General features: G+C 74.7%; 20 protein-coding genes. 7 read left to right on the top strand and 13 right to left on the bottom strand.

Features of this window, described 5'->3' with window-relative positions; all coding sequences use genetic code 11:
* Positions 1–17: 17 nt before the first annotated feature.
* Entirely contained in the window at positions 18–683 is a 666-nt protein-coding gene (locus PZB77_RS03745; RefSeq protein ID WP_275491083.1) for an HAD family hydrolase, read from the bottom strand.
* 80 nt (positions 684–763) lie between these two features.
* Positions 764–1,333 (bottom strand): type 1 glutamine amidotransferase domain-containing protein, encoded by a 570-nt coding sequence (locus PZB77_RS03740; protein WP_275491082.1) that lies wholly within the window; start codon positions 1,331–1,333, stop codon positions 764–766.
* Positions 1,334–1,614: 281 nt separating this feature from the next.
* On the opposite strand from PZB77_RS03740, the gene PZB77_RS03735 reads away from it, so the two are divergent.
* Positions 1,615–3,369 (top strand): hypothetical protein, encoded by a 1,755-nt coding sequence (locus PZB77_RS03735; protein WP_275491081.1) that lies wholly within the window; start codon positions 1,615–1,617, stop codon positions 3,367–3,369.
* Between the two features lie 16 nt (positions 3,370–3,385).
* On the opposite strand, the gene PZB77_RS03730 is transcribed toward PZB77_RS03735, so the two are convergent.
* The 5 genes from PZB77_RS03730 to PZB77_RS03710 form a co-directional block, all read right to left on the bottom strand.
* Entirely contained in the window at positions 3,386–3,739 is a 354-nt protein-coding gene (locus tag PZB77_RS03730) for a DUF6204 family protein (protein WP_275491080.1), read from the bottom strand.
* Between the two features lie 389 nt (positions 3,740–4,128).
* Entirely contained in the window at positions 4,129–4,482 is a 354-nt protein-coding gene (locus PZB77_RS03725; protein WP_275491079.1) for a VOC family protein, read from the bottom strand.
* Positions 4,483–4,577: 95 nt separating this feature from the next.
* The gene (locus PZB77_RS03720) at positions 4,578–5,387 is read right to left on the bottom strand and encodes a methyltransferase domain-containing protein (RefSeq protein ID WP_275491078.1); all 810 of its coding nucleotides are present in this window, start codon (positions 5,385–5,387) and stop codon (positions 4,578–4,580) included.
* Between the two features lie 131 nt (positions 5,388–5,518).
* Positions 5,519–7,024 (bottom strand): phosphatase PAP2 family protein, encoded by a 1,506-nt coding sequence (locus PZB77_RS03715; protein WP_275491077.1) that lies wholly within the window; start codon positions 7,022–7,024, stop codon positions 5,519–5,521.
* Between the two features lie 171 nt (positions 7,025–7,195).
* A complete protein-coding gene (locus PZB77_RS03710; protein ID WP_275491076.1) occupies positions 7,196–8,335 on the bottom strand; it encodes an ALF repeat-containing protein in 1,140 nt (379 codons plus the stop codon).
* 353 nt (positions 8,336–8,688) lie between these two features.
* On the opposite strand from PZB77_RS03710, the gene PZB77_RS03705 reads away from it, so the two are divergent.
* Positions 8,689–9,951 carry an aminotransferase class I/II-fold pyridoxal phosphate-dependent enzyme gene (locus PZB77_RS03705; RefSeq protein ID WP_275491075.1) on the top strand — a complete coding sequence of 421 codons (1,263 nt, stop codon included), beginning with the start codon at positions 8,689–8,691 and terminating at the stop codon, positions 9,949–9,951.
* Positions 9,952–9,964: 13 nt separating this feature from the next.
* The gene (locus tag PZB77_RS03700; protein ID WP_275491074.1) at positions 9,965–11,005 is read left to right on the top strand and encodes an MBL fold metallo-hydrolase; all 1,041 of its coding nucleotides are present in this window, start codon (positions 9,965–9,967) and stop codon (positions 11,003–11,005) included.
* 100 nt (positions 11,006–11,105) lie between these two features.
* On the opposite strand, the gene PZB77_RS03695 is transcribed toward PZB77_RS03700, so the two are convergent.
* Positions 11,106–12,182 carry a membrane dipeptidase gene (locus PZB77_RS03695; RefSeq protein WP_275491073.1) on the bottom strand — a complete coding sequence of 359 codons (1,077 nt, stop codon included), beginning with the start codon at positions 12,180–12,182 and terminating at the stop codon, positions 11,106–11,108.
* The gene (locus tag PZB77_RS03690; RefSeq protein ID WP_275491072.1) at positions 12,179–13,546 is read right to left on the bottom strand and encodes an amidohydrolase family protein; all 1,368 of its coding nucleotides are present in this window, start codon (positions 13,544–13,546) and stop codon (positions 12,179–12,181) included. Before PZB77_RS03690 ends, PZB77_RS03695 begins: the two co-directional genes overlap by 4 nt.
* A 132-nt stretch (positions 13,547–13,678) precedes the next feature.
* Between PZB77_RS03690 and PZB77_RS03685 the strand changes: the two genes are divergently transcribed.
* Both PZB77_RS03685 and PZB77_RS03680 read left to right on the top strand, forming a co-directional pair.
* Complete coding sequence (locus tag PZB77_RS03685) at positions 13,679–14,500, top strand: IclR family transcriptional regulator (RefSeq protein WP_275491071.1); 822 nt, start codon at positions 13,679–13,681, stop codon at positions 14,498–14,500.
* Positions 14,497–15,444, top strand: coding sequence for an NAD(P)-binding domain-containing protein (locus PZB77_RS03680; protein WP_275491070.1), 948 nt, complete (start codon positions 14,497–14,499; stop codon positions 15,442–15,444). The genes PZB77_RS03685 and PZB77_RS03680 overlap by 4 nt, the downstream gene beginning before the upstream one ends.
* Before the next feature lie 55 nt (positions 15,445–15,499).
* Here PZB77_RS03680 and PZB77_RS03675 read toward each other — a convergent pair whose 3' ends face one another.
* Together PZB77_RS03675 and PZB77_RS03670 are read right to left on the bottom strand one after the other, a co-directional pair.
* Positions 15,500–16,120 carry a VTT domain-containing protein gene (locus PZB77_RS03675; RefSeq protein ID WP_275491069.1) on the bottom strand — a complete coding sequence of 207 codons (621 nt, stop codon included), beginning with the start codon at positions 16,118–16,120 and terminating at the stop codon, positions 15,500–15,502.
* Positions 16,117–16,893, bottom strand: coding sequence for an MBL fold metallo-hydrolase (locus PZB77_RS03670; RefSeq protein WP_275491068.1), 777 nt, complete (start codon positions 16,891–16,893; stop codon positions 16,117–16,119). The genes PZB77_RS03675 and PZB77_RS03670 overlap by 4 nt, the downstream gene beginning before the upstream one ends.
* Before the next feature lie 264 nt (positions 16,894–17,157).
* Here PZB77_RS03670 and PZB77_RS03665 point away from each other — a divergent pair, with 264 nt between their 5' ends.
* Positions 17,158–19,452 (top strand): phage holin family protein, encoded by a 2,295-nt coding sequence (locus PZB77_RS03665; RefSeq protein ID WP_275491067.1) that lies wholly within the window; start codon positions 17,158–17,160, stop codon positions 19,450–19,452.
* 77 nt (positions 19,453–19,529) lie between these two features.
* Here the strand turns inward: PZB77_RS03665 and PZB77_RS03660 are convergent, their stop codons facing one another.
* On the bottom strand, positions 19,530–20,582 hold the full coding sequence (locus tag PZB77_RS03660; RefSeq protein WP_275491066.1) for a LacI family DNA-binding transcriptional regulator: 1,053 nt from the start codon (positions 20,580–20,582) through the stop codon (positions 19,530–19,532).
* Between the two features lie 122 nt (positions 20,583–20,704).
* Here PZB77_RS03660 and ligA point away from each other — a divergent pair, with 122 nt between their 5' ends.
* Positions 20,705–22,825, top strand: coding sequence for an NAD-dependent DNA ligase LigA (ligA, locus tag PZB77_RS03655; protein WP_275491065.1), 2,121 nt, complete (start codon positions 20,705–20,707; stop codon positions 22,823–22,825).
* Between the two features lie 143 nt (positions 22,826–22,968).
* Here ligA and PZB77_RS03650 read toward each other — a convergent pair whose 3' ends face one another.
* Positions 22,969–23,508, bottom strand: coding sequence for a GNAT family N-acetyltransferase (locus PZB77_RS03650; protein ID WP_275491064.1), 540 nt, complete (start codon positions 23,506–23,508; stop codon positions 22,969–22,971).
* Positions 23,509–23,638 lie beyond the last annotated feature (130 nt).

Genomic DNA, 23,638 nt, shown 5'->3' with positions numbered 1-23,638 from the left:
CCCGGTGGCTCCCGTTCTCAGCCGGGGAGCGCGAACGGGCTTCTGTCGAGCCGGTTCAACAGGTCGGCGACGTCGCTGTAGACGCCGGCGGCCCCTGCCTCCACCAGGTCCTCGCGGGCGATGCCGCCGCTCAGCACACCGACCGCCGTCACTCCGGCCCGCGCGGCGGCCCGCATGTCCCAGACCGTGTCCCCGACGAAGACCGAGGTCTCCGCCGTGGCGCCCACCAGCTCCATCGCATGTTCCACCGGGTCGGGGGCGGGTTTTCCCGCGGCGGTGTCCCCCGCCGAGGCGGTCGCCCGCACGACGTCGTCGGCGTCGAGAGCACGCCGCAGCGCGCCGAGTTCGGCGCCGGTCGCGGAGGTTGCGAGCACGATCTGCCAGCCGCGTCCGGTGAGCTCCCGCAGGAGATCAGCCGCTCCCTCGAATGCGGGCAGCCGGTCGAAGAACGTCGCGTAGAGCGTCGTGTGGGCAGCGCTGATGGTGTCGTCCTCACCCTCGTCGCGCCCCTCGCCCAGGAGACCGGCGATCAGGTCGTTCCCGCCCAGGCCCACCGAGCGATGGATGTCGTGCATGGCGACCCGGTGCCCGGCCTGACGAAAGGCCTCCCACCAGGCGGTCACGTGCAGGTGGTTGGTGTCGACGAGGGTCCCGTCGACGTCGAAGATCGCGGCGTGCGTCATCGGTCGCTCCCTGGGTGACGGGCTCGGCCGGTACCGGCTGAACCCCGCGGGTTCGGCCGGTACCGGCGGCGAGGACGGGCTCAGTGGGTGCCGGCGGTGAGGGCGGCCTTCGCCTCGCGGACGAAGGGGCCGAGGTCGTCCGGCGTCCGGGACGTGACCAGGACCCAGTCGGCGGCGTTGTCGCTGATCACCGGCTCGTCCACCCAGGTGCCGCCGGCGTTGCGGATGTCCGTCCGCAGCGACGCGTACGACGTCAGCGTGCGGCTCTCGACCACTCCGGCCTCCACCAGCACCCACGGGCCGTGGCAGATCGCCGCGATCGGCCGGCCGCCCCTGGTGAACGACCGCACGATCTCCAGCGCCTCGTCCTGGAGCCGCAGGGTGTCCGCGTTGAGCGTGCCGCCGGGGATGAGCAGCAGGTCGTAGGAGGTGGGGTCGACGTCCGCGAGGGTCAGGTCGGGCCGCACCGTCTCGCCCGGATCCTTGTCGCCGACGAGCGTGCGGATCTCGTCCGGGGAGACGGCCGCGACGTGCACCTCGGCGCCGCTTTCCCGCAGCTGCCCGACCGGCACCACCAACTCGTCTTGTTCGACGCCGTAGTTGGTGACGATCGCCAGTACCCGACGGCCCGCGAGGGAGGTGTCAGCCATGTCATGCCTTTCCGCGTCGTGTGGCGCGGAACCGCCCGAATGAGCGGCCCGCTCGTACCGGTACGTCTCTCCAGCCTCGCACGTCCCACACGTACGCGCGTTGCGGCGGCCCCGTGCACCGCTCCTCGGCACGTTCACCGGGTCCTCCTCGCCCGCAGGCGCCGGGTGGCGGTCCGGACGGTGAACCACGCGGGAACGGTCGTGGAACAAGGGAGCGCGGAAGAGGAAATCGCGGAGCGGCCGCCGGGAGCCGGGGCCGGGCGCGGATAGTCTCTGCGCTCATGGCCGTGGACACCACCCCACTCAGCCCGCACGACCCCGACGCCGCGCAGGGTCGCCCCGCCGGGCTCGTCACCAGGTCGGTCCGGTCGCTCGTGCCGGCCGCCGCCGGCGTCTGCGTGATCGCATACCTCTGCTGGGGCGGCCTCAACCACGACGTCCGCTACTCCCTCGGCGGCATCAGGACCGCACACCGCGCGGGCCTCGCCGCGTCGGAGATCTTCGTCCACCGGCCGCTCGCCTACCGGTGGTCGATCGCCGGGCTGGACGCCCTGACGGTCGGCCCGTCCGCCGTACGGGAGACGGTGATGAGGCTCGTCGTCGCCGCCCTCTCCCTGGGTGCGGCCTGGTGGCTCCGGGCCGGCCTGCGGCGCGTCCTGCCCGGGCGGGAGCCCGGCGCCGTGGCGGCGGCGGTGGGCGCGGCGCTGGTCTGCGCCCCCGCCTGGGACTTCCTGCAGCCGGAGTGGGTGGCGGTCCTGGTGTCGACCGCGGCCGTCGGCGCCGCACTCGCGGGCCGCCGCACCGTACTCGCGGTATCGCTCTGCGGCCTGCTGCTCGCGCTCGCGGTGCTGATGAAGTACACCACCGCCTCGACCGCGCTGCTCGCCCTGGTGGTCGTCGCGGTCCTGGACCGCCGCCGCGCCGTGCTCAGCGCGGCGGCCGCGGTCGTGGCGTCGTCGGCCGGGTTCGCCCTCGCGGTCCGGGTGGAGCCCCGCGAACGGCGCTGGCTCCACGAGTTCTCCGCGCTCAACCCCCACAGCGTGTTCCGCACCGGCTTCGGCGTCCCCCAGGCCCACGAACTGCTCAGGTCCCTCGCCAACGAGGCCCTGCTCGTCCCCGTGGTGGCCCTGGCGCCGGTCGGCCTCGCCCTGCTGATGCGCGACGCCGCCACCCGCCGGGACCGCTGGGTCTGCCCGGCGACGGCCGTGCTCGCCCTGGTGGTGGTGGCCGGGACCGTCGTGGTGCAGGGCCAGTGGTTCCTCTACCACCTCGCGCCGCTCCCCGTGCTGGGAGCGGGACTCTGGGCGCTGGCCGTCACCCGTCACCTCGGCCGGCATGGCCGCGCCCCCACCGGGCCGGTGGCCGTCACGGCCCTGCTGGGTGTCGCGGTCCCGGTCGTCGCGGGGCAGCCGCTCTCCTGGCGTACCGCCCACGCCCCCGCCGTCTGCGCCGTCCTGGCCATCGCGGTGCTGCTCGCCCTGGCCGCAGCCCTCACCACGGACCGCCGCCCCGCGGGAGACCCGCGCCCGGGCCGCCGGTCACCGGTGGCCGCGGGGGTGGCGCTGGCCCTGGTCACGGTGATCCCCGCCTGGCCGACGACCCCGTACTCCTTCGACGTCCGGCACTCCGGGTACACCGCGCAGGAGCGGGTGCGGACCGCGAAGGACCTCGCGCACCGGTTGGACGGCCTGCGCACCCGCCTCGGCCCGGACACCCCCGTCGTCTACCTGGCCTTCGGCGACACGGCCTACTTCCTGGGCAACCCGACACGTTGCCGCTACCCGTCCCCAGCCTTCCTCCAGCGCACCTCGTACCACGCCGAGGTCGCCGACCTCACCAGCTTCGGTGAGAACCTGCGCTGCCTGGACGACCCCGCGGCGCGCTACCTGGTCGTCGACCCCGGCTGGTTCCCCCTGGAGCGCGTCGCCCCCGCCGTACGGGAGGCCGTGGGCGCCGCCTACGACTGCACGGGCCCGGCCGCCTTCTCGGCAGCCGGACTCGACATCTGCGTCCGTCGCCGACCGGCGGCCCCGTGACGCCGCACGGCCGTCGTCACGCCGCCCCCGACCCCCGCCGCCCCTTGGCGTTGATCTTCATGGTGTCCATGTCCGTCGCCGTGGAGCGCAGCGGCCCGTGGCCGAATCCCTGGGCCGTGAGGGTGTTCTCGGCCCGTTCCTCGGCCAGCGCGGATGCCATCTCCTCACCGTCCTCGGCGTCCGACACCACCACGTACCGGAAACTGAAGTGCTTCAGCACCGCGTCGTAGGTGAGCGAACCCTCCTCGGTGAAGTGCATCGACGTGAGGCCGTGCTCCGCCACCTCGGCGAGCAGCCGGGACCGCGCCTCCTCCGTCAGCCCGTCCCAGGTGCCCCTGACGATCACCCGGTAGGTGTGCTGCGTGGCCATCGTGGTGCCCTGCCTTCTCCTGTGCCGCGCGCGACGGGTCCCGCGCGCTCTTCTTCCCGGGGCGAAATCCGCCGGCGGCCCAGGGTACGACGGCAAGGATGTGCGGCATGCGGAATATCGTCGTCGTCGACGCACCCTCCAACCTGGGCCTGCGGCCCCGTCCCCCGCGGTCCTGAGACCGCCCCGCCGCCCGGGACGGTGCCTGCGCACTGCTGTCCGCCGGGCGGCGCCCGGCACGCGCTCCCGCCGCGTCGGCGGGACCGTCCCCGTACCTCGCGCACCTTCCGTACGAGGACGGTCCTCCGCCTCGCGATCGCACGCCCCGGAGGCCGCCCGGCCCGGTCGCCGGCCGGACGACGGCACGGTGACGACACGGCCCGGGGGCCGGGTCAGACGACGGCGTTGCGGTCCGCGTACTCGAAGACCGAGCCGTCCGGGTGGAGGGCGATCAGGTTGCGGCCGGCAGGGGTGGGGACCGGCCCCGCGACGATGTGCGCCCCGGCCCGGGCGAGCGCCTCGCGCGCCTCGTCGACGTCCTTGACCGCGATGGTGGCCACGACCTTGCGCAGCAACTCCAGCTCCGTCTCGGGCCCGCTCATGAGGAGGAAGCAGCCGATCGCCGCGACCGACACCCCGCCGCGCTCGAAGCGCAGCGCCGGGGTGCCGGTGAGGCCCTCGTAGAAGGCCACCGAGGCCTCCAGGTCGTCGACGCAGATGCGTAGCGTGGTTCCCAGGATGTCCATGGGGACGAGGTTAGTTGGGCCTTCGGGGCCGCGCGATCGATTCGCGCCGGTCCGGGCGGTCCGGACCGGACCGGCGGGCGGTCCGGACCCGTGCGTCACGCCCGGCAGAGCACCTCGCCGTGCGGGACCATGAACCAGCCGTCGTCCTCTTCGCCCCAGGAGCGCCACGCCGACGCGGCGGCGGCGAGATCCTCGGCCGTGGCGTGGCCGCCGTCCACCGCCTTCTGCGCGTAGGCGGACCCGACCGTGCGGTCCGCCCACAGGCCGCTCCACCAACTCCGGCTCTCCGGGGTGGCGTAGCACCAGGCCGCAGCGGTCGGGGTGATGTCGGTGAAACCGGCCTGCCGTGCCCAGGAGAGGAGCCTGCGTCCGGCGTCGGGTTCCCCGCCGTTGGCGCGCGCCACCTGCCGGTACAGCGTCAACCACGCCTCCATGCCCGGGACTTCCGGATACCAGGTCATCGCCGCGTAGTCGCTGTCCCGGGCCGCGACGACGCCGCCCGGCCGGCAGACCCGTCGCATCTCGCGCAGCGCCTGCACGGGATCGCCCACGTGCTGGAGCACCTGATGGGCGTGGACGACGTCGAAGGAGTCGTCCGGGTAGTCCAGCGCGTGGACGTCGGCGACGGCGAACGTGACGTTCTCCAGTCCGCGTTCACGGACCGCCCCGGCCGCCAGGTCGAGGATGTCCTGGTGGGTGTCGACGCCGGTCACGGCTCCCGGCGCGACCAGTGCGGCCAGATCGGCCGTGATCGTCCCCGGACCGCAGCCGACGTCCAGCACGGACAGCCCCGGCCCGAGCTCGCCGAGGAGGTAGGCGGCCGAGTTCTCGGCGGTGCGCCAGCGGTGGGAGCGGAGCACTGATTCGTGGTGCCCGTGGGTGTAGACGGCGGTCTCTTTCGGCATGCCGGACGTCCTCTCTGGCGAACGCGCTGCTGCGAACGGTACGACAACGGTACGCCGGAGGTCGCATGATGAGATCCCTGTCTTGTCATATGAGACGCGCGGAACCGGCCGGCAGGAGGAGTGCCAGGCCGTCAGGTGGGCATGGGGCAGTAGACCGTCAGGGCCTCCGGGAGTTTGTCGACGAGCAACTCACCCGTCGAATGAGCCACTTCGCCGTCGTACGCGTACGGCGTGCCCGGCGGGAGGCCGGCGATCCGGACCCGGCGGCGCCGCTCGGCGGCGTGGACGGGGGAGCGGGTCAGTGGACCCGCGACGGCCGCCGCGATCAGACGCAGCCCCGGGGTCCAGCCGCCGTGGACCACCCGGACGTCCAGCAGCCCGTCCGCGAGGTTGTGCCTGCGGCCGGGCGCGGGGCCGACTCGCTGGAAGAGGCCGTTTCCCACGAAGAGCAGCCACAACGGGCGCCGTTTCCCCTGGAGTTCCGCCTCCAGCGGGCGATCTCCGCGCAGCACCTCCACAGCGGCGAGCAGGCCGGCCGCCCAGCCGCCGATGCGCGGTGCCCACTGCTCCCGCTTCCGTACGAGCTCCGGGTACACACCGAGGCTGAAGGCGTTGAGGAAGTAGCCGTCCGCCCCGTCGGGGCCGTGCGGGCCGGGCCGGAAACGTCCGAGGTCCACCTGGACCGCGTCCCCGGCCTTCAGGGCGGCGACGGTGTCGTGCACCGTCTCGATGCCGAGGTCGTAGGCGAAGTGGTTGAGGGTGCCGCCGGGGAACACCGCCAGCGGAACCCCGTGGGTCGCCGCCACGGACGCGGCCAGGTTGACCGTGCCGTCGCCGCCGCAGACCCCCAGCGCCTGCCCCCGGCCCACCGCCCCGGCGAGCGTGTCCGCCAGGAGGGCGGGCGCGCACTCCACGACCTCGGCCATCGGCAGCGCGTCGCGGACCAGCGCAGCCGTGCCCCTCGCCGTGCCCGACTCCCGGTTCACGACCACCACAAGGCCCTCGCCCGCCGCGAGCGACGGGGCCTGGGCGGGCGGGCGGCCGGGTGCGGGGAGCTGGCCGCGGGTCGGGACCACTCCGCGCAGGGCGAACGCCGCCCCCACGCCGAGTGCCGCACCGGCCACGACATCGCTCGGATAGTGCACACCCGTGTAGACCCGGGAGGCCGCGACGGCCAGCGCCACCGGGGCGACGACCGCGCCCCAGCCCTTGGACTCCAGAGCTACCCCGGTGGCGAACGCGGCGGCCGACGCGGCGTGCCCGGAGGGGAAGGAGGTGGTGATCGGCTGGCGCTTCAGCTGCCGTATCACCGGAACCATGTCCAGCACCGGCCGGTCCCGGCGCACCGCGCCCTTGCCGACGGTGTTGATGGCCGCCGAGGCGAGGGCGAGCGAGGCCACGCCGCGCAGCGCGGCCCTGCGCGCCCGTGCGCTGCCGCCCAGGGCGGCGATGCCCGCGGCGGCGCCGAACCAGAGCAGACCGTGGTTGGCGCTGCGGCTCAGCCGGGGCAGGAAGGGCTCCGCGCCGGGCCAGTGCCGGTTGGCGACCCCCTGGAAAGCGGTCAGGTCGCGCTGCTGGAGCCAGCCCCTGAGCCGGTTCGACGAGGTGAAGGTGGTGGGCAGAGGGCGTGTGGACATGGCTCAGCGGATACCCGGTCCGGCGGTCCTGAACCAGGAGGCGCGCGGAGCGGGGCACGGCGAAGTGCGGCCGGGTGCGCGGAGCCCTCGCCGGGACGGGGCCGTACCGTCCGCCGCCGTCCGGCGGGTGCACTTCCTCTCGGAGCACCCCGCCGGACGGTCGGCCGTGGGTCAGAGGTGGAAGCCCGAGCGGCGTCGGCGGGCGACGACCAGCAGGCCCGCGCCGGCCGCGAGAGCCACGGCTCCGCCACCGAGGGCGAGACCCGTGCCGGAGTCCGACCCGGTCGAGGCGAGCGAGCCGTCACCCTGCGCCGTGACGTCCGCGTTGCCGTCGGTGCTGCCTGAGGTGGACCCGTTCGCGCCGCCGGAAGTGGAACCGCTCGTACTGCCGGAGGCGGAGGAGGAGTCCGTACCGCTGCCGTCGATCACCGGTGCCGCCGTGCTGCCGCCGCCGGACGAGGTCTGCTGCCCGGTGCCCGCCCCGGTCACCGCGGTGCCCCCGCCGGTCTGGCCGCTGCCGCCGGTCGCCGCGGCACCCGAGCCGCCGGAACCGGTGGAGCCGCTGGAGCCGCTGGTACCGGCGGCGTCCTTCTCGTCCTGCTCGCGGGCCTCGTACTGCCCCGTCTCCAGGAACGAGACGCGGTCCTCGGGCGTGCCCTTCAGGGCCGCCTTGCCCGCTTCCCGCACATGGGGGCCGCCCGTGTTGACGATCCGTGCGACCAGCACCCGGTTGTCCGTGTCGCGGGCTTCGTGCTGACCGGTCTCCAGGAAGGCGACGCGGTCCTCGGGCGTGCCCTTCAGGGCCGCCATGCCCGCCTCCCGCACCGACGGGCCGCCCTGCCCGATGAGCCGGGCGACGAGGATCCGGTTGTCCGTGTCGCGGGCTTCGTACTGGCCGGTCGCCAGGAAGGCGGCACGGTCCTCGGGCGTGCCGTCCAGCGCAGCCCGCCCGTGCTCCTGGACGACGGTTCCACCCGTGCTGATGATGCGCGCGACGAGGACGCGGTTGTCCTGGTCGCGGGCGGTGTACTGGCCGGTCGTCAGGAACGCGCGCATGGCGTCCGGGCCCCCGTCGATCGCGGCGCTGCCCGCCTCCGCCAGCACGGAGTCCCGGCCGGCCGCGGCGATGAGTCGCAGGATCTCGATCCGGTCGTTCTCCGCCTGGTCCTCGCCCGCCCCGCCCGCCTCGGCCGGGGAGACGTCCGCGGCGGAGGCCGACGCCGGCCCGGCCGCCGAGGCGGGCGACGCCAGCAGGAAGGCGGGCGCGACCGCGGCGGCGGCGAGCAAGGTACCGACTCTGGATATCTTCAAGAAAAACTCTCGCTTCGCCCAAGGGACCATCAAATGTGTAGGTGAGTGTAATGGGCATGACTGACACCGGGCTTCGGCTTTTCCGGCCCGAGACCGCTTCGTCATCACGCTCCTGACGGTGCGGGGCGCGATACCGGTCGCTCCCGGGGCGGCCGTCCGTCTCCGCCGTGCGGAAGGCCGGGTGCCCGGACGCCCCGCCCGGCCCGCCCGCCGGCAGCCCGGCGGCGCCCCGTCCGTACCCGAGCCGGGCCGGGCGCTGCGCGGGCACCCCGGCCGAATCCTCCGTATAAAGGGCCTGAGCGGGACGAGGGGGCGCAGGCGGACCAGCACCGGCGGAGGAGGAGGTCAGGCCCATGCACCGGACCGAGCACGGCCCGCACGGTGCGGGGGAGGAAGACGGCCCCTCCTCGGCCCGCGAGGGCCACGGCCCCGTCCGCTACGGCCCGCCCGTCCCCGAGCCGGGGCTCCCCGTCCTGCCCGGGCTCGTCGGCGTACTGGCGTCCGCCGCGGGCGACACCCGGCCGGAGCCCTCGGGCGGAGGAACGGTTCTGCGCGACGCCGCCCGCGCCTACTGGGCACGGCGAGGTCTCGCCTGCGAACCGTCGGACGTCGCCGCCGCCCCGGGCACCCAGGCGCTCCTGCTCGGGCTCATCGCCGCCCACGGCGGGGACGTCCTCATGCCCCGGCCCTGCCCCGCCGCCTGGATCCCGCAGACCGGGCTCCTCGGCCGCCCCGTCTACCACGTGCCGACGCCCGCGGAGTGCGGCGGCGTGCCCGACCCGTACGCCCTCCTGGAGACCGTCCGCCGGGTACGCGCCGAGGGCGGGCGCCCCCGGCTGCTGGTGCTCTCCGTGGCCGACGACCCCACCGCCACCGTCGCCCCGCCCGAACTCGTCCGCGAGGCGTGCGAAGCCGCCGTCGCCGAGGGACTCCACATCGTCAGCGACGAGACCTGGCGCGACACCCTGCACCGGCCGCACGACACCGTGCTGCTCAGCCCCGCCGAGATGTGCCCCGACGACGTCACGGTCCTCACCGACCTCTCGGGAGCGCTCACCCCGGCGGCCTGGCCCCTCGCGGTGGCGCGCTTCCCCGCCACCCGCCCGGGCGCCGCGCGCCGCGCCCGTACCCTCGACGTCCTCACCGCCCTGGGCGCCCTCGTCGCCACGCCGGTCGCCCGGGCCGCCGCACACGCCCTGCGGGAGCCCGACGCGGTCACCGGACGGATCCGGCAGGCCGCACGGCTCCACGCGCAGCTCGCCGCTGCCGCCCACCGGGCCGTCCTGGCCGCCGGGGCCCTGGCGCGCCCTCCGCAGGCGGGCCGGCATCTCTACGCCGACCTCGGGCCGCTCCGCACCCGGCTGGCCGAGCGCGGGGTGACGGACGCCATGGAGCTGGAGGAGTACCTCACGGACCGGCTGGGCGCCTCCGCACCGGGCGGGCACCGGTTCGGGGACGAGCTGGGGGCGCTCCGGGTACGCCTGGGGACCGGCGCTCTGGTGGGGGCGACGCCGGAGCAGCGGTCCGCCTCCCTCGCCGCTGACACGCCTCTGGAATTGCCGCACGTCGCGAACGCGCTGAGCATGTTCGCAGCGGCCTTCGACGAACTCCGGTGACGGGAGCCCCGTGATGACCGAACAGACCGGACCCTCCCGCACCGACGCGGACCCCCACCCCCGGCAGGACGCCGGCGCGCGGACCGGGCAGCCGCCCACCGGGCGACGCGTCTGGCCCGCGACCTTCGCCGACCGGCTCACCGCGCCCCTGCCGGGGATCAGGGCCATGACCCGGCTGGTCCGCGAACGCTCGCTGCGGCCGGACACCGCCGGGCTGCGCGGCGTCCACCTGCTGCCCTTCGACCCCGCGCCGCTGCCCCCGCCCGGCCAGGACGCCGTCACCTGGGCCGGCCACGCCTCGTGGATCGTGCGGATCGGCGGCCTGACCGTCCTCACCGACCCCGTGTGGTCCCGGCGCATCGTCGGCACTCCGGCGCGGATCACCCCGGTCGGCGTGGCCTGGGACGCGCTTCCGCCCGTCGACGCCGTCGTCATCAGCCACAACCACTTCGACCACATGGACGCGCCGACCCTGCGCCGGCTCCCGCGCGGCACACCCCTGTTCGTGCCGGCCGGCGTCGCCCGGTGGTTCACCCGCCGCAAGTTCACCCGGGTCACCGAACTCGACTGGTGGGAGACGGCCGAACTGCGCGGCGTGCAGTTCGCGTTCGTTCCGGCGCACCACTGGTCGCGGCGCACGCTCCTCGACACCTGCCGTTCGCTGTGGGGCGGCTGGGTCATCAGCGACACCCCCGAGCCGGCGGTGCCGGGGCGGAAGATCTACTTCGCCGGGGACACCGGATACGGCCACTGGTTCCGGGAGATCGGCCGCCACCACCCGGGCATCGATCTGGCGCTGCTCCCGATCGGCGCGTACGCGCCCCGGTGGTGGCTCGCCGACGTGCACACCGATCCCGAGGAGGCGGTGCGGGCGTACGAGGACCTCGGTGCCCGGGCCATGGCGCCGATGCACTGGGCGACGTTCCTGCTGTCGGCCGAGCCGGTCCTGGAACCGCTGGTGCGGCTGCGGACCGCCTGGCACCGGGCGGGTCATCCGCGCGAACGCCTCTGGGACCTGCCCATCGGCGGCTCGCGCGCCTTCGGGGAAGCCTGAACCCCGCCGCGCGGCCCGCACCGGCGCCTGCCTCCCGCCGGGCACCTCCCGGCCCCGCGACGCGGCTCCCCCTCCGCTCCCAGGCCTGCCGGGGACCGGGTCAGCCCCAGACGCGCTCGGCGTAGCCGGCGAAGTTGCGGCCGAGGATCTTCTCGATGCGCCCGGAGCCGTAGCCGCGCTTCTCCAGCAGCCGGATCAGCTCGCGGAACTGGTCCACTCCGCGCAGGTCGACCACGAAGGGGTAGGTGTCGGCGCGTTCGCCGGCGGCGCCCACACCCGCCGCCCGGCGCTCGGCGACGTGCGCCGCGAGAGTCGCGGCGTAGGCGTCCAGGTCGTCGATGGCGGTGACCGGGCCGTCGGTGCCGATGCCGACGGCGTCCTCGCCGCAGACGTTCACGGCGTGCGCGATGTGCTCCACCACGTCGGCGGCCGTGGCGTGGCCGGTCGGGTTGAGGAAGGGCATGAAGTAGATGCCGACGAAGCCCCCTCGCCCGGCCACCAGCCGCAGTTCCTCGTCGGTCTTGTTGCGCGGCAGGTCGGTGACGGCCCGGCAGCCCGTGTGGTTGACCGAGACCGGCGCGGACGACAGCCGGGCGGCCTCCAGGCAGGTCCGCTCGCCGCTGTGCGACAGATCCACCATCATCCGGCTCTCGTTGACCGCCTCGACCACGTCCCGGCCGAACGGGGTGAGACCGCGGTTCTCCGGCGCCATCGATCCGTCGCCCAGGTGGTTGGCCTGGTTGTACGTCAACTGGAAGACCCGCACACCGCGTTCCTGGAAGGTGGCGATGCGCCCGAGGTCGTCACCGACGGCCACACCGTTCTGGAAACCGTAGATCACTCCGATCCGGTCCTCGGCCCTCGCCCGGTGGAGGTCCGCCGCGGTGCGCACGTGACACAGGTCGTCGGGGCCGGCGGCGATCAGGCCGTCCCACACGTCGAGTTCGTGCAGGGTGTGCTCGTACGGGTCCATGTCGCCCATCACATAACCGAGCGTGATGTTGACGGCGTTCATGCCGGAGGCGCGGGCGTCGGCGAGGGCCCGGCCGTCGACGGCCAACTCGTCGATGGTCTGCAGGAGCTGCCCCGCTCCCTCGGCGGACCCGGGGGCGTTGGGATTCTGCAGTTCCCCCAGGGCGTTGACGATCAGCATGTCGTGGACGGAGAGGGTGGTCATCGGCTGGTCGTGCCTTCCGGGAGCGGGGTGGTCGGGCCGGCCGTGCCCGCCGGGGAGTTCTGCGAGGTGAACGCGGCGCGATCGAGGCGCAGCCCGCGCTTCACCACCGAGACGACGCTCCGCAGATTGCGGATGTCGGCGAGCGGATCCTCGCGCAGCACGACGAAGTTGGCGAGTTTTCCCTCCGCGACGGTTCCCATCGAGTCCTCCGTGCCCATGCTGCGGGCCCCGACCAGGGTGGCCGAACGGATCGCCTGGACGGCGGGGACGCCGCACCGCTCCACCAGGAAGACCAGCTCGTCGTGGACCGAGGGGTAGGGCCGGCCGGGGGCGGTCTCGTAGTCCGTACCGGTGCTGATCTCCACCCCCGCCCGGAACGCCTGCGCCGTGAGGGCGGCCGAGAGCTCGGCGTTCTCCCCGGCCCGGGACTTCTCCCCGGGGGTGTCCGCGTCGTCGGCGAGCCACTCCCAGAGCGTGTTGGTGGCGTCGAGCACGGTGCCCCGCTCCCGCATCCGCGCGAACAGCTCCGCCATGTCCGGGTCGTCGCCCGCCAGGAAACGGTCCCGGTCCACCGGCGGCTTGTCCTTGTACGTGGTCAGCGCGCGATCGGCGAACTCGTGCACCAGCAGGTGGACGTGGGAGACCGAGTCGACTCCCGCACCGATCACCTCGGCCGGTGACGCCGGGAACACCGCCGCGTGCGCCCAGACGCCCAGCCCCTGCCGGTGCGCCTCCGCGGTGATCGCCGCGACCAGCGAGCCGGGGAGGTCCGCGTAGATCTTGACCGCGGTGGCGTAGGTACCGGCGGACCGCGCCACGGCCAGCGGCAGATCGGTCTCCTCGGTGATGGCCTGCATCCACGGCACCTGGCCGGGTACCGCGCCCTGCGAGACCTGCCAGGTGCGCGGATCGTCGAAGAACCCGGGCCCCGCGGTCAGCGCCGCGTAGTGGATGTCGGGACCCGGGATCTCCCCGACCAGCGTGGAGCGTGCCAGGTCGGCGATGTGCCGCAGGTCGTCGGCCATGTCGCGGATCGCCGTCACCCCGCCGTACACCTGGCGGCGCAGGGCGGCCTCGGCGACCGGGCGGTTGGGCGGGGTGGCGATGTGCTGGTGCGAGTCGATCAGTCCGGGCACCACGAACGTGCCCTGCAGGTCGACGACTTCGGCCTCGGCGAGCAGGGCGACGGGGATCTCCCCGTCCGGCGCCACCGTCCTGATGTGCGCCCCGTCCACCACGATCGAGGTGGCGGGGCGCGCGGCGCCGCCCGTGCCGTCGATGAGGGTGGCCCCCCGGTACAGCACCACGGTGCCCTTCGCCGGGGCGGCGAAGGGGGCGGGAGCGCCGACATCCTCGTGAGCCATCGGGTCGCACCTCTCCGTCATGTGCGGCACCAGCGCTCCGGAGATTACGTCTGGTGTAACACTGGTTCCATCTGTGGAAAACGTACGCTACCTTCCCTGAAGGCCGACGCGTAGAGGTGAGGTGGTCCGAGGATGCCCAAGTCCTCCAGTTCGGCCGTCGACAAGGCGCTGGACCTCGTGGAAGCGGTCTCCCGGTCCGATCGCCCGCTCCGGCTGAGCGAGCTCGCCGACGCCGTCGGACTGCACCGGCCGACCGCCTACCGGGTCCTCGTCGACCTGGTCCGCCGCGGCTGGGTGCTGCGCTCCGGGGACCACTACCTGCCCGGTGCCGCCGCGCTGCGGCTTTCGCGCACCGCCGCCTCCCACTCCCTCGTGACGACGGCCCGCCCCGTCCTCGGCGAACTCGCCGCCCGTACCGGCATGATGGTCAACCTCCAGGTGCTGGAGCACGACCGCTCGCGGGTGCTCGACGCGGTCCGGCCCGACCGGCTGGAGATGATCAGCCTGCTCACCGACGAGACGCTGCCCGTGCACCGGTTCGCCGGACCGCTGGCCCTGGTCGCCGCGCTGCCGCCCGAGGCACGCGCCCCCTATCTGCGCCCGGCCCAGGAGGCCGGGCATCCGATGGCGGGACCCGAAGGACTCCTCGCCGACCTGGCCCGAGTGGAACGCACCGGGTTCGCGGTGGAGCGGGGCCGCAACGAGGCGCTGGTCGCCTCGGTGGGCCGCGCCGTCCTCGCGGGCCCCGGGCAGCCGCTCTGCGCGCTCACCGTGGTCGGACCGGCCGCGGAGTTCGACGAACCCTCACTCACCGCCCTGTGCGCGGCGCTGCGGGACGCCGCCGCGGCGGTCGCGGACCTCCTGGGCGTGGAAGACGGCACCGCACCGCCCGCGGACGAGCCGACAGGGACGCCGGACGCGGAGGGCGGGCCGGACGAGGGAGAGGGCCCATGACGAACGGCGTGCTCGTCCTGGACGCGGCCCAGACCCGCGCCGGGCTCGACCCGGACCGGCTGGCCGAAGCGCTCACCCGGGCCCTCGTCGCGGTCGCCGACGGGACGGTGTCCGCACCGCCCAGGATCGCCGCCGAAGCGCCGGCGGGGCTCCTCGGCGTGATGCCCGCCCACGTCCCCGGCGTCGGCCTCGCCGCCAAACTGGTCTCGGTCTTCGCCGACCCCGCAGTCCCGGGCCGCAGCTCCCACCGGGGCGTGGTGGCGCTCTTCGACGAGACGGACGGACGGCCGCTGGCGGTGATGGACGCCGAGAGCATCACCGCCGTCCGGACCGCCGCCACCGCCACCCTCGCCCTGCGCACCCTCGCCGGACCCCAGGTGCGCCGGATCGCCGTGCTGGGCACCGGCGTTCAGGCGGGGGCCCAACTCGACCTCCTGGCCCGGTACTTTCCCGACACCCCCGTCGTGGTCGGCGGACGCGACCCGGAGCGCGCCCGGTCGCTCGCCGCCCGGCACCCCCGGTCCACCGCAGGCACCGTCGAGGACGCCGTACGCGGCTCCGGCGCCGTGCTCTGCTGCACCGGTGCCCGCGAGCCGGTGCTGCGCCGTTCCTGGCTGGCCGAGGGCGCGCACGTCGGCTCGGTGGGCGGCTCCCGCGGACCCGAACTGGACGCGCGGACCGTCGACGAGGGGGCGCTCTTCGTCGAATGGACCGGCGCCGTCACCGCCCCGCCGCCCGCCGGCGCCCACGAACTCCAGGGCCTGACCGCCGGCCGGGCCGTCCTCCTCGGCGAGGTGCTGTCGGGACGCCACCCGGGCCGCCGCGGCGACGGAGAGCTGACCGTCTTCAAGTCGACCGGCCACGCCGCGCTGGACGTCGCCGCGGCAGCCGTCGCCTACGCCGGGGCGCTGGAGGACGGCAGGGGCACCAGCCTGGCGTTCTGAGGGCCGCGCCGAGCGGCCGGCCACACGGGACGGGCGTCCCGCGCACGTCCGCCGCTCAGTGCGCGAACCGTGCGCGCAGGCCGCGCCACCCGGCGGGTACCCCGCTGATCAGCAGCGTCAGCGCCACCGCGGCCACCACCCCCTGCCACGGCTCCGGGAAGAGCGAGCCGCCCAGAATGCCGATCAGCTGATAGGTGGCGGCCCAGGCCAGACACGCCGGAACGTCCCCGCGGGCGAACCGGTGCAACGGCATCTCGCCGAGCAGGCACGCCAGCATCACCGGTATCCGCCCGGCCGGGACCAGCCGCGACAGCACCAGCACCATCACCCCGTGCTCGTCCAGCTTCCGCTGTGCCTGGGCCAGCCGTTCGGGGGCGGCCCGGTCGGTGATGACCTTCAACCACTTCGACCCGTGATCCGACCGGACTCCGCGCTCGCCGAGCCAGTACAGGCAGACGTCACCGAGGAACGCCGCGCCGGCGGCGGTCAGGAACACGTACAGCAGGGAGAAGGGCGAGGCCTGGTGGAACGCCACCACCCCCGCCGAACTGACCAGCGCCCCGGTGGGCACCACCGGCACCAGGGAGCCCAGCGCCACCAGGGCGAAGAGCGTCGGATAGCCGACCGCCTGCCGTGCCCCCTGGGCAGGCAACTGACCCAGCACCTCGGTGATCACCGGTGGACCTCCGGCCGTACGCGCTCGCCGTGCGCGGGCAGGTGGACCGCCACCCCGGGGGCCAGCAGCGCGGCCTCCCGCACGAACTCGGCACCCGGCGAGTGGAACTCGCTCGGGCGGACTCCGCCCATCCCGATCGGCCAGTACGTGCCGTAGTGCACCGGTACCGCCGAGCGGGGGGAGAGCCGGGTCAGGGCCTCGGCAGCGCGGGCCGCGTTGAGATGGCCGGGACCCAGACCGGGCCCCCAGCCCCCCACCGGCAGCAGCGCGACGTCGACCGGACCCACTTCCTTCGCCATCTCCTCGAACAGCCCGGTGTCCCCGGCGAAGTACGTACGCGCCTGGCCCTCCACGACGTAACCGAGCGCCGGAACCCGGTGCGGGCCGACCGGGAGCCGCCGGCCGTCGTGCTCGGCCGGCACCGCGCGCACGGTCACCCCGCCGATCCGGACCGTGTCGCCGGGCGCCACCTCGGTGACCCGCAGGTCGCGCCTGCGCCGCACCGCCCGCAGACCGGCCACCGCGCGGACCGCCCCCCGCGGCACGATCAGCCGGGTGCCGGCGGGGACCCGGGCCAGCGACGGCAGGTGCAGGTGGTCGCTGTGGAGGTGGGAGACGACGACCACGTCGGCGAGCGCGGCCGACGGCGGCGGCACCGCTCCCCCCCGACGGCGCAGATGCGCGAACCGCTGGACGAAGAGCGGGTCGGTCAGGACCCGTACGCCGGAGTCCTCGATCGTGCAGGTGGCATGCCCCCACCAGGTGACCTCCACCGGTGCCCCGCCTCCCTCTCCCGCCGTGTCCGCACGGTCCGTCCGTCCGTTCCAGCCCTGTCCTGCCCGTTTTCCGTGTGACGGAACGCCGGTACGAGCCTATGCCTCCCGCATCCGGCGGCGCCCCGGGGCGTACACCTGTGCCCGGTGACCGGCCCGCGAACGGCCGGGAAGGGCTGTGGGAAGCTGGGAGCGGGCCCCGAGGGGTGTCCCGGGGCACGCTCTGGACGACCGGCCCGGACGGCAGGGAAGGACGGAGCGGGCGTGGGAGCCGGGCGATGGCACAAGGCGGGCGGCGCCCTGCTGCGGGTGGCGGCCGTGTGGGCGGTGTCCACCCTGACGATGCTCGCCCTCGCCGGGATCCTCCCCGACTTCCAGCTCCAGTCCGACGACGGTGACACCGTCACCAAGACCGCCTTCACCGCGGCCTGGGGAGCCGGCGCCTTCGGACTGCTCTCCGCCCTCGTCTGGCCCGTCCTGGTCCGTGCGCTGCTGGTGGTCCCGGCGCTGGTGCTCGGCGCCCTGGTCTTCTTCCTCAACGGCTCCCTCCTGATCGTCGCCCTGCGGCTGATCCCGGACGGGCGGGGCACCGCCGACCCGGAGACCGCCGTGGCCGTCGCGGCGGTGATGTCCGCGGTGGCCTCGGCGACCTCCACCGCCCTCGCCGTCCGGGACGACGACGCCTACCGGCGCCGGCTCTCCCGTCTCGCCGACCGGCGGCGCAAGCGCGGCCCCGGCTTCGCTGCGGACGGCCCGGACGGACCGCCCGGCACGGTCTTCCTCCAGCTCGACGGGGTGGGCCACGACGTGCTGACCAAGGCCGCCGCCCAGGGACTGATGCCCACCGTGGCCGGCTGGCTCGCCGACCCCGGCGGCCACCGGCTCACCCCGTGGCGCACCGACTGGTCCAGCCAGACCGGCGCCAGTCAGCTCGCCCTGCTGCACGGCTCCAACCACGACGTGCCCGCGTTCCGGTGGTACGAGAAGGAGACCGGCACCGTGATGGTCTCCAGCCGCCCCGCCAGCGCCCTCGAACTCCAGCGGCGCGCGGTCGCCCGCACCCAGGACGGCGGGCTGCTCACCCTCGACGGTGCCAGCCGGGGCAACCTCTTCAGCGGGGGAGCCGAGCAGCTCGCGCTCGTCCTCTCCATGACCGGACGCCGGGGCAAGGGCCGCAGGTCGCGCTCGGGGTACTTCGCGTACTTCTCCGACCCGGCCAACGCCGTCCGCACCGCGCTCTCCTTCGTCGCCGAGGTCGGCCGCGAGATCGGCCAGTCCACCCGGTCGAGGCTGCGCAAGGAGACTCCGCGGATCAAGCGCGGCGGCCTCTACCCCTTCATCCGGGCCTTCGCGACCGTCGTCGAGCGCGACGTCGTGGTCGCCGCCGTCATCGGCGACATCTTCGCCGGGCGCACCGCCGTCTACGCCGACCTCGTCGCCTACGACGAGGTGGCCCACCACTCGGGGCCGTACAGCCGCGACGCCGACCGGGTCCTCGCCCGGCTCGACCGCTCCCTCGCCCTCATCGTCAAGATCACCGAGCACGCCCCGCGCCCGTACCGGATCGTGCTCCTCTCCGACCACGGCCAGAGCGTCGGCGAGACCTTCGCCGGACGGTACGGGCTGACCCTGAAGGACCTGGTGCGGGCCGGCTGCGGCCTCCCGGTGCCCCGGCGCGCCCAGCGCACCCGCAGCGCGTCCGAGGCGCGCGACGCGCTGCGCATCGCGCTCCACCGGCCCCTGCAGGAGAAGGAGGCGGAACCCGCCGCCCTGGCCGCCTCCGATCCCGTCGTCCTGGCCTCCGGCAACCTCGGCCTGGTCTCCTTCCCCGGCATCGAGGGACGCGCTTCCCGGGAGGAAGTGGACCGCCGCCACCCCGCCCTGCTCAGCACCCTGGCGAACCACCCGGGGATCGGTTTCCTGCTGGTCCGCAGCGAGGAGCACGGCTCGGTCGTGCTCGGAGCCGGCGGGGCCGAAGTACCGGTGGCCGAGCTGCGGGACGACGAGGGACCGCTGGCCGGCTTCGGCCCCGGCGCGGCGGACGCCGTACGGCGCACCGACACCTTCCCGCACGTCGCCGACCTCATGGTCAACTCGATGTACGACCCCGCGACGGGGGAGGTGCACGCCTTCGAGGAGCAGATCGGTTCGCACGGCGGACTCGGCGGCCCGCAGTCCCGGCCGTTCCTGCTGTGGCCGCGCGGGATGACCGACCCGCTCGACGCGCTCGCCGCCGAGGCGGCGGGACCGGGGGCCGCTGAGCCCGGGGCCGCGCGGGCCCCGGTGGTGGGGCCCCGGGCGGAAGTCTCCCTGGGGGAAGCCCCCCGGCCCCTCGTACCGCACGCCGTTCCGGTCGGCGCCGAGGCGGTCCACCGGGTGCTCAGGCGCTGGCTGCGGGAGCCGGCGGGACCGCAGGTGCCGCTGCTGACCGAAGGCATGGGGGGCTTGCCGTACGCGGACCGGCCGCTCCCCGGCGCCCGGAGCGGGGCGGGCCGGCCGGTGGCGGACGCGGCGCTGCCGGAGCCCGGCACGGAAGCGGCCCGCGCCCCGCGCGACTGACCCCGGCCGCGCGGGGTCCCGGGGTCCCGGGAGTCCTGTACGACGCCGTGGGAGTGACCGCCGGAGGCCCGGCCGGCTCAGGCGGACTCGCGGCCCACCAGCGCCGGCGGGAACACGACGGACGGCGCGGGCGCCCCGGAGGTGCGTATCTGCCGCAGCAGCAGCCTGGCCATCTCGGCCGCCATCTCCTCCACCGGCTGGCGCACCGTCGTCAGCGGAGGATCGCAGGCCAGCGCCGCGCTGGAGTCGTCGAACCCCACCACCGCGACGTCCGACGGCACGTCGAGGCCGGCCCGCAGCAGAACCGGCAGCGCGCCCAGCGCCATCAGGTCCGACGCGACGAACACCCCGTCCAGGTCCGGCTGGTCACCCAGCAGCCGCTTCATCGCCGAGGCCCCGCCCGCCTGCGTGAAGTCGCCCTCCGCGCACGGCACGTCGGTGATCCCGTGCGCCGCCAGCGCCTCCAGGAAGCCGCTCAGCCGGGCCCGGCCGGCCGGCCTGTCCTGCGGACCGGCCACCGTCACCAGCCGCGTGCGCCCGAGGGCGACCAGATGGTCCGCGGCCAGCCCCGCACCCGCGTGCTGATCGGCCTCCACGTGCGTGAGCGGGGTGGGCTGCGCCGGTGCGCTCGCGAGCACGGCGGGCAGCCGGGTCTCCTGGAGCAGTCCGGGCAGCGGGTCGTCGGCGTGCGAGGAGATCAGCACCACGCCGTCGACGTGCCCCTGCCGCAGGTACGACAGCAACTGCCCCCGGGAGACCGCGTCGTCCGCCAGCATCAGCACCATCTGGATACCGGCCGGGCGCAGCACGTCCAGCAGACCGGTGACGACCCGTCCGAAGTGCGGGTCGGAGAACATCCGCCCCACGAAGGGCTCGTCCACCGTGCGGCGCTCGCGCTCGGAGACCACCAGCGCGATCGAATCGGTGCGCCGGGTCACCAGCGAACGCGCCGCGCGGTTGGGTACGTACCCCGTGGCGGCGACCGCCTCCTCCACGACCCGGCGCAGCACCGGGTCGACCGTGGTCGCACCGTTGATCACCCGGGAGACGGTGGCCCGGGAGACTCCGGCCACCGCGGCAACGTCCTCCAGGGTCGCGGGACGTACGGGCGGTGACACATCGGCAGTCATGCAGCATTTATACCGGGACCGCCGGGGGCCCGGACCCCGCCCCGGCACCCCCGGGTGATCTTCGGGGTGCGGGACCGTCCACGGCCGCCCGCCGAAGGGCGTTGTCAGTGGTGAACGGCAGGATGGTGGTCATGACGAACTCAGCCCCCGGGCTCGCCGACGCCACCGCCTACGCCGCCGCCGTCGAGGAGGCCACCCGCGCCGCCGCCGCGTACTACGCCTCCGGTGACAGCGCCCTCGACGACGACGCGTACGACCGGCTGACGCGCGCCATCGCCGCGTACGAAGCGGAGCACCCGCGGGACGTGCTCGCGGGGTCGCCCAGCGGGAAGGTGGCGGGTGGCGCGGCGGTCGGCGACGTCCCGCACACCGTCCCGATGCTCTCCCTGGACAACGTCTTCTCCGACGAGCAGTTCGCCGGCTGGACCGCCTCACTCGAGCGCCGCCTCGGCAGACCGGTCGGGGCGTGGAGCGTCGAGCCCAAGCTCGACGGCCTCGCCGTCGCCGCGAGGTACCGGGCGGGCCGGCTGGAACAGCTCGTCACCCGGGGCGACGGCACCGCGGGCGAGGACGTCTCGCACGCCATCGGGACCGTCCTCGGCCTGCCCGAGCAGCTCTCCGAACCGGTCACCCTCGAGATGCGCGGCGAGATACTCATGACCGCCGAGCAGTTCGAGCAGGCCAACACGGTCCGCACGGCCCACGGTGCGTCCCCCTTCGTCAATCCGCGCAACGGAGCCGCCGGCACCCTGCGGGCCAAGGACCGGCCCTACCGCGTCGAGATGACCTTCTTCGCGTACGGCGCACTGCCCCTGCCGGACTCGGGCGAGGTGGCCGAGCGACTGGCGGAGCTGCCGCACAGCGAGGTGCTGGTGTACGCGGCCGGCCTCGGCGTGCACACGGCGGCGGACACCGCCGTCGCCCCGCGCACCGCCGGGACGGTGGAGGAGGTGCTGGCCCGGGTCGCGGAGATCGCCGCGCTCCGGGCCACGCTGCCCTTCGGCATCGACGGCATCGTCGTCAAGGCGGACCTCGCCGCCGACCAGCGCGAGGCGGGCAACGGCACCCGCGCACCGCGCTGGGCCATCGCGTACAAGCTCCCCGCCGTGGAGAAGATCACCCGGCTGCTGGCCGTCGAGTGGAACGTCGGCCGCACCGGCATCATCGCTCCCCGGGCCGTGCTGGAACCGGTGGAGATCGACGGTTCGACGGTCGGGTTCGCCACCCTGCACAACCCGGCCGACATCACCCGCCGCGACCTGCGCCTCGGCGACATGGTGATGGTCCACAAGGCGGGAGACATCATCCCGCGCGTGGAGGCGCCCGCCGTCCACCTGCGGACCGGCGAGGAGCGGCCCATCGAGTTCCCGGCCCTCTGCCCGCAGTGCGGCTCCGCGATCGACACCGGCGAGCAGCGCTGGCGGTGCGTCCGGGGCCGCGACTGTCGTCTGGTCGCCTCCCTCTCGTACGCCGCCGGGCGCGACCAGCTGGACATCGAGGGGCTGGGCGCCACCCGGGTCGTCCAGCTCGTCGAGGCGGGGCTCGTCGCGGACCTCGCCGACCTCTTCACCTTGGAACGCGAGCAGCTGCTCACCCTGGAGCGCATGGGGGAGACGTCCACGGACAACCTCCTCGCCGCCATCGACACGGCGCGCTCCCGCCCGCTCTCCCGGGTGTTCTGCGCGCTCGGCGTACGCGGCACCGGCCGCTCGATGTCCCGCCGTATGGCACGGTACTTCGCCACCATGGACCGGATCGTCGCCGCCGACGCCGAGACGCTCCAGCGGGTGGACGGCATCGGTCCGGAGAAGGCCTCGGCCGTCGTCGCCGAGCTGACGGAGCTGGCCCCGCTGATCGGGAGACTGGTGAAGGCGGGCGTCAACATGAGCGAGCCGGGCGCGACCGCGCCTCCCGAGCCCGGCACGGAGGAGCCCGCCGCCGGCACCGGTGACGGCTCCGCCGCCGACAGCGGCGACGGGGCCCCGCCCCTGCCGCTGGCGGGAATGACCGTCGTGGTCACCGGCGCGATGACCGGAGCACTGGAGAAGTTGTCCCGCAACCAGATGAACGAGCTCGTCGAACGTGCGGGCGGGAAGTCCTCGTCCAGCGTCTCGGGACGCACCAGCCTCCTGGTCGCGGGGGAGAAGGCGGGCTCGAAACGGACCAAGGCGGAGGGTCTGGGCGTACGGATCGCCTCACCGGAGGAGTTCGCCGTCCTGATCGCGGACCACCTGGAGGCGTGAGCGGCCCGCGCCCCGGGCGGCCCGCCCCCGCCCGGGGCGCGAAGGGTGCTGGACAGCCGCTCGTCCCCGACGGGCGGCGCGGACCGTGTCCGAGCGTCCCCGCCGGTCCGGCGCGGACCACGCGGGCCACCGGCGGACACGGCCTACGTCCCCGAGTCGCTCCACCGGACTTCGTCCTCCTCCACCACGGCGGACGCCCTCAGCCCGAGAGCGCGGGCGACGGCCGCCGACGCGTCGTGGCCGGGACGGATGTACGCGGCCAGCTCGGCCACCCCCCGCGCCCGCAGCCAGGACGCCATGGCGAGCGCCGCTTCCCGCCCGTAGCCCTCGTTCTGGTGGGCGGTACCGATCACCCAGGCGACCGACGCCTCCAGCGCGTTCCCGGACGCCGGCCGGTACACGGTGGCCTGGACCGTGCCGATCACCCGGCCGTCCGACGTCCTGCGCAGTATCCAGTTGAGCCATCCCCGCGTACCGTCCGGCGAACGGCCCGCCGACTGCCGCTCGTACCGTGAGACGAGCTGCGCGAGCGAGTCCGGTGTCCCACCCGTCCACGTGTGGAGCCGGACGTCGTCGAAGACGGTCACCGCCTCTGGGGCGTGGTCCACGCGGAGCGGCTCCAGGACCAGGCGAGGTGTCGTCAGAGGAACCGCGGCGGGCCAGGAGGCAGGATGTTCGGTCACCGGCACACCCTAAGAGGTCCTGACGAAGGCGTGGAACGTAGCGAGGGTGGTCGGGCGGGTGGCGAGGCCGGGGGAAGGCCTCGTGGTTGTCGTCTCCTCTCTTCCGGCGGGTGCGCGGAGTCGTCGGAGT

Source organism: Streptomyces sp. AM 2-1-1 (assembly GCF_029167645.1).
GTDB lineage: Bacteria > Actinomycetota > Actinomycetes > Streptomycetales > Streptomycetaceae > Streptomyces.
The sequence above is the reverse complement of the archived record's forward strand: the minus strand, read 5'-3'. Positions and strand labels throughout refer to the sequence as shown.